Annotated in this window: 9 protein-coding genes; 2 read left to right on the top strand and 7 right to left on the bottom strand. The window is 58.8% G+C overall.

The genetic code is table 11. The features are described from left to right. From mmsA to ACEN9K_RS10685, 6 genes are all read right to left on the bottom strand, one after another. Positions 1-1,560, bottom strand: a complete 1,560-nt coding sequence (gene mmsA / locus ACEN9K_RS10710; protein ID WP_018771272.1) for a multiple monosaccharide ABC transporter ATP-binding protein — start codon at positions 1,558-1,560, stop codon at positions 1-3. An 80-nt stretch (positions 1,561-1,640) separates the two neighbouring features. Beyond that, positions 1,641-3,077 carry a GntP family permease gene (locus tag ACEN9K_RS10705; protein ID WP_018771271.1) on the bottom strand — a complete coding sequence of 479 codons (1,437 nt, stop codon included), beginning with the start codon at positions 3,075-3,077 and terminating at the stop codon, positions 1,641-1,643. Positions 3,078-3,320: 243 nt separating this feature from the next. Beyond that, positions 3,321-3,752, bottom strand: a complete 432-nt coding sequence (locus ACEN9K_RS10700) for an acyl-CoA thioesterase (RefSeq protein ID WP_018771270.1) — start codon at positions 3,750-3,752, stop codon at positions 3,321-3,323. Positions 3,753-4,059: 307 nt separating this feature from the next. Continuing rightward, positions 4,060-5,097, bottom strand: coding sequence for an alcohol dehydrogenase catalytic domain-containing protein (locus tag ACEN9K_RS10695; protein ID WP_018771269.1), 1,038 nt, complete (start codon positions 5,095-5,097; stop codon positions 4,060-4,062). A 987-nt stretch (positions 5,098-6,084) separates the two neighbouring features. Beyond that, the gene (locus ACEN9K_RS10690) at positions 6,085-6,384 is read right to left on the bottom strand and encodes a muconolactone Delta-isomerase (protein ID WP_026266073.1); all 300 of its coding nucleotides are present in this window, start codon (positions 6,382-6,384) and stop codon (positions 6,085-6,087) included. A gap of 5 nt (positions 6,385-6,389) precedes the next feature. Next, on the bottom strand, positions 6,390-8,384 hold the full coding sequence (locus ACEN9K_RS10685; RefSeq protein ID WP_018771266.1) for an alpha-ketoacid dehydrogenase subunit alpha/beta: 1,995 nt from the start codon (positions 8,382-8,384) through the stop codon (positions 6,390-6,392). Positions 8,385-8,975: 591 nt separating this feature from the next. Here ACEN9K_RS10685 and ACEN9K_RS10680 point away from each other — a divergent pair. Beyond that, positions 8,976-9,989: a zinc-dependent alcohol dehydrogenase gene (locus tag ACEN9K_RS10680; RefSeq protein ID WP_331274165.1), complete on the top strand. Its 1,014-nt coding sequence runs from the start codon at positions 8,976-8,978 to the stop codon at positions 9,987-9,989. Between the two features lie 34 nt (positions 9,990-10,023). Further along, complete coding sequence (locus ACEN9K_RS10675) at positions 10,024-10,902, top strand: SMP-30/gluconolactonase/LRE family protein (protein WP_018771264.1); 879 nt, start codon at positions 10,024-10,026, stop codon at positions 10,900-10,902. A 596-nt stretch (positions 10,903-11,498) separates the two neighbouring features. On the opposite strand, the gene ACEN9K_RS10670 is transcribed toward ACEN9K_RS10675, so the two are convergent. Beyond that, a complete protein-coding gene (locus tag ACEN9K_RS10670; protein ID WP_018771263.1) occupies positions 11,499-12,764 on the bottom strand; it encodes a Gfo/Idh/MocA family protein in 1,266 nt (421 codons plus the stop codon). Positions 12,765-12,773 lie beyond the last annotated feature (9 nt).

Raw genomic sequence — 12,773 nt, 5'->3', positions numbered from 1 at the left:
TCAGGCGGCTTTTCGGGTGGCGGAGGTCATCAGCTTCATCAGGCTTTCCTGGGTGGCCTCGTCTTTGTTCAGGACACCAGTGACGGCGCCTTCGAAGATCGTGTAGATGCGGTCCGACAAGCCCAGCAGCTCAGGCAGCTCCGAGGAAATGACAATGACTCCCTTGCCCTGGTTCGCCAGTTGGTGGATGATCCCGTAGATCTCGTACTTGGCACCGACGTCAATGCCGCGCGTGGGTTCATCGAGGATCAGCAAGTCCGGGTCGGTAAACATCCACTTGGCCAGCACCACCTTCTGCTGGTTACCGCCGGACAGCTTGGCCACGCCCTCCTCCACGGAAGGCGTCTTGGTCCGCAGCGACTTGCGGTACTGCTCAGCCACGGTGAACTCCTGGTTCGGATCCACCACCGAGTTGAGGCTGATCTTCTCGAGATTCGCTGACACGGTTGTGGTCTTGATGTCGTCGAGAAGGTTCAGGCCCAGGGTCTTCCGGTCCTCGGTGACGTATCCCAGCCCGGCGTCGATGGCCTGGCGGACGTTCTTGAGGACCACTTCCTTGCCGTCTTTGTAGATGTGGCCGTCAATGAAGCGGCCGTAGGAGCGGCCGAAGACGGAACGGGCCAGTTCGGTCCGGCCGGCGCCCATAAGCCCGGCGAACCCTACGATTTCCCCGCGGCGAACGAAGAAGCTGGAGTTCTTGCAGACCAGGCGGTCCTGGACGTTGGGGTGGCCCACCGTCCAGCTCTTGACCTCGAAGAACACTTCCCCGATTTTGGGGGTGTGGTCCGGGAACCTGGACTCGAGGGTCCGCCCCACCATGCCCTTGATAATGCGGTCCTCGTCCACGCCGTCGGCCTTCACGTCAAGGGTTTCGATGGATTTTCCGTCGCGGATGATGGTGATGGAGTCGGCGATCTGCTCAATCTCGTTGAGCTTGTGGGAAATGATGATCGACGTGATGCCCTTGGCCTTCAGGCCCAGCATCAGGTCCAGCAGGTGCTGTGAGTCGGATTCGTTCAGCGCAGCCGTGGGCTCGTCCAGGATGAGGATCTTGACGGACTTGTTCAGGGCCTTGGCGATTTCAACAAGCTGCTGCTTGCCGACGCCGATCTCCTTGATCGGGGTGTCGGGGTCATCGCGCAGGCCCACGCGGGCCAGGAGGTCCAGCGACCGCAGGCGCGCCTCCGCCCAGTCGATGACGCCCCGTTTGGTGGGTTCGTTGCCCAGGAAGATGTTTTCCATGATGGACAGCTCAGGGATCAGTGCCAGTTCCTGGTGGATGATCACGATGCCGGCGTGTTCGCTGGCCCTGATGTCCCGGAAGTGCTGAACCTGCCCCTGGTAGACGATGTCGCCGTCGTAGCTTCCGTACGGGTACACCCCAGAGAGGACCTTCATGAGGGTGGACTTCCCGGCGCCGTTCTCGCCGCAGATGGCGTGGATCTCGCCCGCCTTCACCCGCAGGTTGACGTTCGACAAGGCTTTAACGCCCGGGAACTCCTTGGTAATGGACCGCATCTCAAGGATGACCGGATCCGAATGCGCCGTCTGGCACGTCATATTGCCCAACCCTTCAAATGCCACGACTTCTTGTCTTCTCGTTGCTCACAACTACTAAGGGAGTGCGAAAGCTGCTAACTCTAAATAAATGCTTCGATGAGCAATGCTCCGGCAAGGCCCGCTAAAGAGAGCAGGGTTACCATGAGAGTCCACGTCTTGAATGTCTGGCTGACCGTGAGACCTAAAAACTCCTTCACCATCCAAAAACCAGGATCGTTCACATGGGACAAGAAGAGTGAGCCAGCACCGATTGCAATGACCAAGAGGGATAGTTCCGGTGATGAAAGGCCGACAGCCAAAGGAGCCAAAATTCCGGAGGCGGTTACCGTTGCGACGGTTGCTGACCCTGTGGCAACGCGGACCAGAGCTGCGACCAACCATGAGAGCAATACGATGGAGATGCCGCTGCCCAAGGCAGCCTTCGCCAACAGACTTCCAATTCCGGCATCAATGAGGATCTGCTTTAGGCCGCCACCGGCACCGACAATGAGTAAGATTCCGGCTACAGAAAGCAGCGCGTCGCTTGCGGACCTTCCTACGTCACTTTGCCGCATGTTGCTCGCGCGGACGAAGAAAATCATTGCGTAGATCAAAGCCAAACCCAGAGCAATAGTCGGAGTTCCTATGAAATGAATCAAAGTTGAGAACGAATCAGTGGGATTTGGATTCAACGATTCGTTCACGGCGCGAACAAGCATGCAAACGATGGGGAGCAGAATTCCTATTGTTGTCACGAGCGCGGACGGCCGCTTTCGGACAACGGCCGTTGAGAGCTGTGTCTGCTCCTTCAGTTCCAAGCCCACAGAATGGCCACCGTGGGGACCAGCGGGAGGCCTGGATGAGTCATCATTATTGTTCGTTTGGAGAACGCCGCCACGGCCTTCTCCTGTGAACATTTCGGGAACTCGAACGTGCGGCATCCATCGTGCGGCAGCAAAGCTGAGCACGGGGCCGGCGAGCACCACGAGGGGCACCGCCAATGCTGCCCCGATGGCTAGACTCAGGCCGATGTTGGCGTTGAGCGTGGAGATGGCCACAAGCGGACCAGGATGCGGAGGGACAAGCCCATGCATCGCCGAGAGGCCTGCTATCGCCGGCAGAGCAACCTTTAGCAGATGCACGCGGCTGCGGCGTGCCACCAGAAGAATGATCGGCATGAGAAGGACCAGACCGACTTCAAAAAACATCGGTAGGCCCACTACGGCGCCAATTACCGCCATAATCCAAGGCAGCGACTGAAGCCCTGCTCGATGCAAGAGAGCGTCAACGATCGCGTCCGCACCGCCAGAATCGGCCAGGAGCTTACCAAAAATAGCGCCTATAGCGATGAGAACGCCGACGCCCGCCATAGTGGCCCCGAAACCATTTGTGAAGCTATCGACTGACTTTCCCGGTGCCATGCCAGCGGCGATGCCGGCGCAGATGGCTGTGCCAGTCAGGGCAAGAAAAGGATGTACTTTGAGCCACGAGATGAGGGCGATAATAAGCGCGACTGCGATAAGGGCGACCGTGATCAATTGCGCCGGACCACTTGCCGGCGGGACGTCAGCTGATCCGCCAGCCGTGGCGACTATTAGTGGAAACAAGATTTACCTCCTGTATATGGATGAGCGTTCAGCTCAACTTTGAGCGGGTCATCGGAAATTTGCGGGTGCTGCCGGGTTGGGACGTAGAAATAAGGGACTTCAATGAGAGTCCGCTGAGAGCCTAGGTTCCCTGGGGCGCCTAGGGTTAGCGTGGTAACTCTGCGCAGCTACCTTCTAATCGGGTTGCCATCCTGCGAGGTGGTGAGCGGGGATCCTGTCCCTGTCGTATGTGATTTCTGCATAGCCGTGAGGCTCAGGCTTGCCCTCGACGTCCAGGTTTACAAACACGATCTCTTCGATGGTGAGGATGCTTCGCCGGGTGATCATGTTGCGGACTTCCGCTCGCATGGTCAGTGAAGTCCGGCCAAATTTGGTTGCCGCTAGACCCATCTCGATGAGGTCCCCTTGCACGGCGGAGCTGACAAAGTTGATCTCCGAGATGTACTTGGTCACCGCCCGGCCATTGCCAAGCTGGAGAATGGCATAGATTGCCGCTTCCTCATCAATCCACTTGAGAAGACTTCCACCGAACAGGGTTCCGTTCGCATTCAGGTCTTCTGGGCGCACCCACTTTCGAGTGCGGAAGGTTATATCGGAGGACTCCATTGTGAACCTTACTTCTGTGGTCTTGCATTCGTTCCAATGCGAGGATTATTCGGGGGAGCCTTGGTCTAGTAGCCGGCTCGATTCCTGAGGACGATTGACGGTAACTTCGAAACGATCTGCTTGGTGGTACGCGCAATGTTTTGCAGCTTTGGCGAGGACGCAAGGCTGATGATGCTATCTGAGAAGAACCAGCACCCTTTTGGTCAAACTGAAGATGGCTGCCAGTTCGTGTCATTCATTCTTGACCGAGCTCTCAAAAGCCAGGGTGATTTGATGAAATGGCGGAGAGCTTTGTCGTGAGTCAGATCTAAGGCCAAATGATCGTCGTTTTGCCGATGCTGCCGTTAGCGAAGTCGGCGATGGCAGCCGGAGCATCTTCCAAGCCACAGCAAACTGTAAGGATTGGATCGAGATCGAGTCCCAGCTTCACTGCATCCGCGACAGCCTCCATCATCACGGGCATGCTGAAAACGAATGATCCCTTGATTGTCGACTGTCGCATAATCACGTCCGTGACGGGATCGATGTCGTATCCTGGCCCAAATCCGACTAGCACGACAGTGCCCCAGACCTTCGCAATGCGTGACGCCGTACGACGGCCATGAATGTTGCCTGAAGTGTCGATCACAGAGTCCACCCCGTCGGGTGCGATAGAAGTGACGTCGAAATCCCGGGAGTCGTGACTTTCGAAGCCCAGGCTCGTCGCGAATTCCAAACGCTCAGAAACCGGATCGATCCCGAATGCGCGCACTCCGAATGCTTTTGCCCACGCCAAGGCAGCAAGTCCCACCGGCCCTAGGCCGATAATAGCGACAGTGCCGCCGAGCGGGATGTCAGCTCGATGCAGCGCTTGGTATGCCGTTGAAGCACCACAGGCAAGAAAGGCACCTGCTCCGAAGCTCAACTCGCTGGGAAGGGGTACGCAATCGCGCGCTTCAACGATCACTTTGTCCTGGTAGCCGCCGTCACGGTCGAGGGAATACACCGTGTTGTTGACACAGTGGTTGTCCCACCCCTTGCGGCAAGACAGGCAATGGCCGCAACCTGAGTAATGTTGCACAGCTACGCGGTCACCGGGCTTCAGGTGGCTGACTCCCTCGCCGACGGACTCGACTATGCCGGCAATTTCGTGTCCCGGCGTCGTTGTGTACTTCCGTGGTTGGGTGTGGGACTCCATGGCGTCGGCCGAGATGTGGTAGTAATGCAGGTCGCTCCCACAAACCCCCTCCGCTTTAACATCAAGCAGCACTTCTCCAAGGCTTGGTGACTTGACTTCTTTCTGGACGAGAGCCATTTCGGACATCCCTGTGAAGATCGCAGCGGTGACTAGTTGTGTTTTGGACATAGGTGACTCCATGGTGTTCATGCTGTGGGACGCGTGTGAGAACGGCTGCCGAGGCGTTGAGGTGCCGGGGATCACAAACTATCGCTTTACCGGCCGATTTTACAACAACTATGTTGAAGTCTTTTCAGATAGAGACATTTTGGGCCCCATGAGAAAGAAGGGGCGAAGGCTCGTTTCTCGAAGGTGACATCGACCTCCAGCAGGATCGTTGCCGTGGCTATGCGGTCGGATGGCGGGTGCGCTAGTCAAGTGCCTCGACGACGCAGGCAGTGACCGCTCTAACTGCTCGGGCCTTCCACGAGGTTGACATAGGCCAGCTGGCGGTTCCATAAAGGGCCCGAACAGTTAATGATCAGGAAGAACGCATGACACTTTTCACCGTTCATGCCCCTTCCGTCTCGAATCAGGTGGCCTATCGTGGCTCCGTTCCGGAAACTAGCGCGGAATAAGGGGTGCCTTGATTGGGCCTTACCCAGGTGCGACGTGCACCCAGACTTCGTACGAGGCGGACTTCTCGTAGAGCCGCCTTTGGTCGGATGGGGGTTGAAGCCAGAGAATCATGCCGTCAGAAGTGACGGCATCAACAATGCCGGCACAGTCGACCTGCCCGTCTTTCCGAATCTCGACCCTGGATCCCGTCAAACCGGTCCAATCGTCGACATGCCGGGGAAGGACCTTCGGCGGGCGACTCTCCTCAGGTGGACAGTTGCATTTCACTGGCATCGTTCCAACCACGTCTGCTCACTTAGGACTGGACGCAGCGTGCTGGTGCTGCTGCTGTCGTTGATACAGGTTTTTCACGTCGTTTCTCAAAGCCCATTTCAGGGCGACGACCTGGTAACATCCCGGAATCTTCGGGGACGGGCCGCAAAAGGAGTGGCGGGCAGCTGGGCATGCGGCTTCGATGATGAGCAGGCAGTCTGGCCCCGCCCAGGCGGATGGGGCCAGACCTCCTAGCAGTAAAAGAGCCCGCCACGAGCATGGTAGTTAAACCTTGCCCAGCATCAGCGGTGGGTCAGATGGATGGGGATCCAGCGGTCGAATTGTTATTGACATAAATTCCCTTAGCGGCAGGGAGTCCAACAGCGTCTGGAGTTCGGTCACGTCTTCGGCCTCCCACAGACCGATGTTCCGCCATCCCGGCACTTGGGGGCGCCACAACCGAAGCAGATGCCCGGAGGCAGCGAGCTGCCCGGCCCGCTGTGCTTCTGCCGTTTTGAGCTCCTCAAGAACGCCAGAATCCATTCCAACTGGAGTTGTGAAAGATATTTCAACGAGGAACTCCACCGCCTTTACACCCCAATGGCGTGGCCAGTAGGGGCGCTGCTCACCAACGTCTGGGCTGCCGCGACAATCCTGCCGGTGGTCGGCAGCAGCGCATCCTGCAGTGCAGGCGCCGATGGCATGCGCACATCCGGGGTACCCACCCGCTGGACTGGAGCGGTGAGTTTCTCGAAGTGCAGTTCTGTAATCCTTGCGGCGACTTCAGCGCCGAACCCCCCACTGGTGTGGGCCTCATGGACGACAAGGATGCGTCCAGCAGAAGCACTGACTGCGCGGGCAATGGCATCCAGGTCCAATGGCCGCAACCATCGAAGGTCGAGAACTCCGGCGGAAATCCCGTCTCGTTCCAATTCCTCTGCGGCTTCCAACGCCAGGGAAAGTGTGCTTCCCCACGTGATGATAGTGAGATCCTTGCCGTCGCGGTGGTGACGGGCGCCCTCCGCACGTTCAACTACCCCACCAAAGTTCACCGGAGTGGAGACCTGATACAGCGCACGGTTCTCGAGGAGGATGGTTGGGTCTGGGTCTGCAATGGCCGCTCGTGTCATGTTGTATGCATCCTGCGGTGTCGCCGGCAGACCTACCTTGATACCCGGGATGTGGGCCAGGATCGCCTCTATGCTCTGGGAGTGTTGGGCACACGACCCCGGCGTGACGCCCTGCTGCATCCGAATGGTCAAGGGGGCATGGATGGCTGACCGGTTGATGTACCTGACGTTCGAAGCCTGGTTGATGATCTGGTCCAGAGCAACGAATACGAAATCAGCCCACATGATTTCCGTAACCGTCCGTACTCCCTCCATGCCGGCCCCGACGGCAGAACCGAGAATTGCGGACTCAGAGATGGGGGTGTCGAAGACGCGCTCTTCGCCATACTTCTTCTGAAGACCGCGGGAGACGCCGAAGATGCCGCCTGCAAACCCGACATCCTCGCCGTAGACCAGAAGGTCCGGCCTGCTGTCCAGTTCATCCGCGAGTGCCTGGTTGACCGCTCGCTGGTATGTGAGCTCTTTAGACTGGGTGTGCTTGGCATTGGCATCGAGTTCTACGGCGGCCCCGTAGAGGTGATCCTGCGCAGTCGCCGGGTTTGGAGCTGGCATAGCCAGAACGCTTTGCACAATTTCTTCGATTTCGGCTGCGATTTCGGCGTCAATTGCCGCGACCGCGTCCTCATTCAGCGCGCCGCTGGAACGGAGGCGGGTGAGCGGCTCGGTGTCGATAGCGTTCTGCTTGTCGGCCTTAGGGCGGTAGTGTTCGATGTCCCGGTTGTAGTGTCCGCTCAACCTGACGGTCTTGCACTCGAGCAGTACTGGGCCCTCGCCGCGCCTGCAGGTTTCTGCTGCTGCTGCGACTGCGTCGCGAACAGCGAACGGGTCGCCACCGTCTACGACGTGACTTTCAATGCCCAGGCCTTCTCCCCGCATGGCGAGATCGGGGCCCCGGGTTGTTCTGTCCTGCGGTGTCATCTCGGCCCAGCCGTTGTTTTCGCAGATAAAGATAACGGGAAGATTATTCGCAGCCGCGAAGATCATGCCTTCGGTGGTTGCGCCTTGGTTCATGGCACCGTCGCCGAAGGTGGTGACAACGACCCGGTCGGAGCCTTGAGTTTTGGCTGCCAGGGCGACACCAGAGGCAATGGGGGATCCGGCGCCCACAATGGAATTTTCCCCAAGGAAACCTACTGCCGGGTCGCTGAGCAGCGGAGAACCGGCACGGCCCCCATTAACCCCGCCTTCCCGCTGTGCGATTTCGGCGAGAACCCCGGTAGGGCTGCTGCCGCGAGCGATCGCCCACCCATGTCCTCTATAGGTAGCAAGAACGCGGTCGGCCGGCCCGAGCGCCGCCAAGGCTCCAACAGGAATGGCCTCCTGGCCGAGGCACAGGTGCACTGAGCCTGCTACGTGGCCGTCAAGCGACAACGCCAGTACACGTTCTTCGAATGCGCGAATGAGCGCCATCCGCCGGTAGGCCTCAAGGGGTGTCAATTCGCTGGAAATGGTCATTCTTCCTCACTTCGTGTTTACTTGCCGGACTGCGGAGCGCCGACGGATCTTGCGCAAGCCCACGCCCTCCAGGACTCCGCAATCAACAAGGTGCGGCGGATACGGGATGTTTCACGGAAGAGTCGCTTGCACGGACGGAAGTATGCAGAGGTGCCCTCGTTAGCGTGAACTTACCGAAGACCCTGCGGCTAAAAGTTGCCTCACCCCGGCTGACACGCTCACCGGCCTGTTGCAGCCAATTGCCTCTGCGAGGCCTGCAGCGGCGAGTGACGTCCGTCGGGCAGGACGCAAAGTCCCAAGCCGACGCGCAAGGCACAGCCGTGTGCCCGCCTGCCGCATGCTCCTGTTTCCATCCGACCTCGATGTCGTTCACCTTAGGAAGTCTGGCAGGGAGGCAGATATCTTGTCAATATCTTGAATCCTGTCAAGATAGTTATAGGAGCTTGGAGCCGGGGTGGACTAGCCTTCCCCTCGGTATTGCTATCTGAAAGTAATTTCATATATTTACAGTTGCAAGCGTTGTCGGCTATTCTTGCTGAAGTCCTAAGTCCGCCTGATTGACTGCCGCCCCAAAGCCGTGGAGGTTCCCTTATGCCCAGTATGTCTGCCATCGTGAAGCTCAGCCCGGGCAGGGGCGCTATGTTCCTGACAGAGGTCGAACGGCCCACTCCAGGACCAGGTCAGGTTGTCGTTGAGGTCTATGGTGCTGGACTCTGCGGTACTGACCTGCACATCATGGACGGAGAGTGGCCTACTAACCCTCCCGTCGTGCTTGGGCACGAAGTTGCCGGCATTGTCCGCCAGCTTGGTCCAGGCGTGGACGAAGCCTGGCGGGATTCCCCTGTCGCCCTCGAAAGTTTCTTTTCCACATGCGGGCACTGCCCATCCTGCCTGTCCGGTCACCGCAATCTATGTCCAGAGCGGGTCTCCATCGGCAGCCATGTCAACGGGGGCTTTGCTTCAGAAGTGCTCGTCCCCGTCCGAAACCTGCACCGCCTTCCGGACGGGATGGACCTGCACCATGCGGCACTGCTGGAACCCCTGGGGTCCGTGGCGAACTGCCTGTTGGATCCGCCCATCATCAACCCCGGCGATTCCGTTCTTGTCACGGGGCCCGGCACGATGGGGATTCTCGCGGCTCAGATCGCACAGTCATCGGGAGCCCAAGTAACCGTCGTCGGTACCGCCCGAGACGCCCAACGGCTGCATATCGCCAACTCCCTCGGTTTGGCCACGGCTACCGACGAAAGCTATAGGCCAGGGACACGCCCTGCCGACGTCGTTATCGAATGCTCCGGCCACCCTTCAGGTGCTGCTCTGTGCCTTGAAAACGTGGGACCCCGCGGAGCCTACGTTCAGGTGGGAGTATTCGGAAAGCCCGTGACTGTCCCACTGGACAAAGTGCTGATGAAGGAATTGACCATCACATCTGGTCTGGCCTCTCCGACCGCTGCCTGGCACCGAGCCATCGCACTGGTCACGAGCGGAAAAGTTTCCCTGGGGCCCCTCGTGACCGAAGTCGCCGGCCTGGGTGACTGGGAACGCATTTTCAAAGCCACCCGTGAGGGAGACGGGATGAAGTTCGTTTTCGATCCCCACCTGTAGGACTAAGTAACGACTAGCAGCTAAGAGGAGACCAGTGCGCATCCGTGTCATCGCCGACCTGAAAACAAGCCTCGGAGAAGGCCCGCTCTGGGACGCGGAGCAGCAGATGCTCTATTTCATTGACTCCGCCGACGGCCGGATTTTCCGATCCACAGCGGACGGTCAGCAAATCAAGGCATGGGATGTCCGCGAAAAGATCGGGTCCATGGCGCTCCGCGCGGACGGGCAGAGCGCAATCGTGGCTCTTCAGCACGGACTGTACAGTTTCGACTTCAAACACGACCGGCTCGAGCTGCTCCACTCCCCCGAGTCCGATATTCCGTCCAACCGCTTCAACGACGGCAAGGTCGATTCCCGAGGCCGATTTGTCGTCGGGTCAATGGACACTAACGAAAAGGCCGGCACCGGAAAGCTGTACAGCCTTGACCCTGACCTCACCCTCACCACCCTGGACTCGGGGATCGTCTGCTCAAACGGACCTTGCTGGAGCCCTGACGAAAAGACCTTCTACTTCACCGACTCATGGGGCAACGACATCTGGGCCTACGACTACGACCCGGAAACCGGAGCCGTATCGAACCGTAGGAGCTTTGTCGGCATGGACAAATCAGACGGTGGAGTCGCGGACGGTATGACGGTCGACGCCGAAGGCTATCTTTGGGAAGCTCATGTCTTCGGAGGCAAACTAAACCGCTACGCACCAGACGGATCCCTGGACCGCACCGTGCCCATGCCGGTCAAGAAGGTCACAAGCGTCATGTTCGGTGGCCCCAATCTCGACATTCTGTACGTGACGAGCATGGGCCGACCACCCCTGCCTGGGCTGCCCGACGACGGCCCTATGCGAGGCGCCGTTTTCGCTATTGACGGCCTCGGCGTTAAAGGCCTGCCCGCGCATCGTTTTGGTTCCTGATTCATAAGTGGACGACGGTTAACGGTAAAGCGGGCAAGAATTGAGTGCCGGCCGCAAATAGATCTTAAGGCTGAGGTTGCCGGAGTAATGCGTCTCGGCAGCTGGTATCTTGCGCCGTAAGCACCTCTCCTCTAAGTCCAGGCTTGAGGCCCCTCTTCCGTGTGCTCCCCCGGCCAAGTCATAAGTCACGGAATTCACCGAATTGGCCATCAGGCGCTGAGCGGGGTGCCCCGCAACGTCCATGATCCGCCCATGTACCACCTAGACTGGACCCGCTTCAAGCGGAAACCGGGCGGAGATGACCGCTAGCTTCCGGTGCTGGATAAGGTGTGCTTCTTAATGTACGGCTGACTCCCCCGATCCGGCAGCGCGGTTCGACATTTCCCATCCTCTTTCACCGGCTGATCATAATGAGAACGTCCCGGGACATCCTCCGCCTTTCCAGCTCTGCCGATTGCAGGCCCCTAAGGCGCTCAGGTTTCGTAGCAATGGAGCAAAGGCCCTAACGCTGCCGATCACGGAACGCACAAAGGAGATCGGCGCGGGCCCAGCCCACGCCGATCTCCTTCTACGTCAGCTGAGGCAGCAGCTCGGGTTCATTCAAGCCGTTGGCTGCGGATCAGCGTACCTTGGGCCGCTGTTTTCCTCAATGGTGCCCCGCCCCCCTCTGATGCCTGTCGATACACAATCTCTTGTCGTGCACCGGTTGTTGCTGATCGCTCGATGGCATCAGTAACCTCGGCGCAGCGGTATCCGTCCTCGAGGGAAGCACCATGGGGCCCGATCTCTGTGTCATCGGCGATGGCTTGCAGCAGGTGGCCGAGTTCGTGGACGAAGCTGTCCTCCCACCCGATCATGTGGCCATGTGGCCACCAGTGTTCCCAATACGGGTGGTAACTTTCGGAAACGAGAACCGTACGGAAGCCTTGTGCTTTCGGGCCTGGTGTCGAGTCGGCCAGGTGCAGTTCGATCTCGTTCATCCGTTCCTGATCGAAGATCACCGTGCCTTTCGTTGTACTGATCTCGAAGCGCATGTGATTTTTACGGCCTGGCGCAACCCGGGTTGCTTCCAAGGTGCCGAGAGCGCCGGTGTCAAAGGTGATGATGGCGTCGAACGCGTCGTCAACGTCCACGTGCCCGCCAGGACGGTCCTCCACAAACGTCTTCATGTTTGCTGACACGCTTACGGGCTCACCAACGAGATACCGGGAAAGGTCGATGATGTGGGCACCGAGGTCCCCGAGCGCTCCTGAACCTGCGATGCTCTTGTCCAGCCTCCATGAGGTAGGGCTCTTCGGGTCAACCAGCCACTCCTGGTGATACCTGGCCCGGAAATGGCGGACTTCACCCAGTGTCCCGTCGTCAAGCATCTCCTTGATCAGGCGGATTGCCGGAAAGAATCTGTAGTTGAAGGCGGTCATCGCCTTAACGCCGGTCTTCGCGACTTCGGTCCAGATCTCGTATGCCTCATCGGCAGTTCGACCGAGGGGCTTCTCACATATAACGTGCTTGCCGGCCCTGGCTGCGGCGATGGTTGGTTCCTTGTGCTGGTCATTCGGCCCGGTGTTGTCGAATAGCCCGATCGCAGGATCTTCGACCAGCTCGCGCCAATCGGTCGTTGACTTGGCATAACCGTATCGACGGGCTGCTTCATCGACCGCACTTTGGGTGCGGCCTGCGATTCCAACCAATTCCGGCTGCATCGGCGGCGGCCAGTAGGTATACGTGATCTTCTTCAAGGCATTCGTATGTGCCCTGCCCATGAACGAATAGCCGAGCATGCCGACGCCGATGGCCGGGACTTCCCGGTGATCATCTTTCATCAGCCCCTGGGTGAAAAAGGCTGGTAAATCCTGTGTCATCGTAATCTT

Source organism: Pseudarthrobacter sp. Pseusp20, assembly GCF_059492155.1.
The sequence above is the reverse complement of the archived record's forward strand: the minus strand, read 5'-3'. Positions and strand labels throughout refer to the sequence as shown.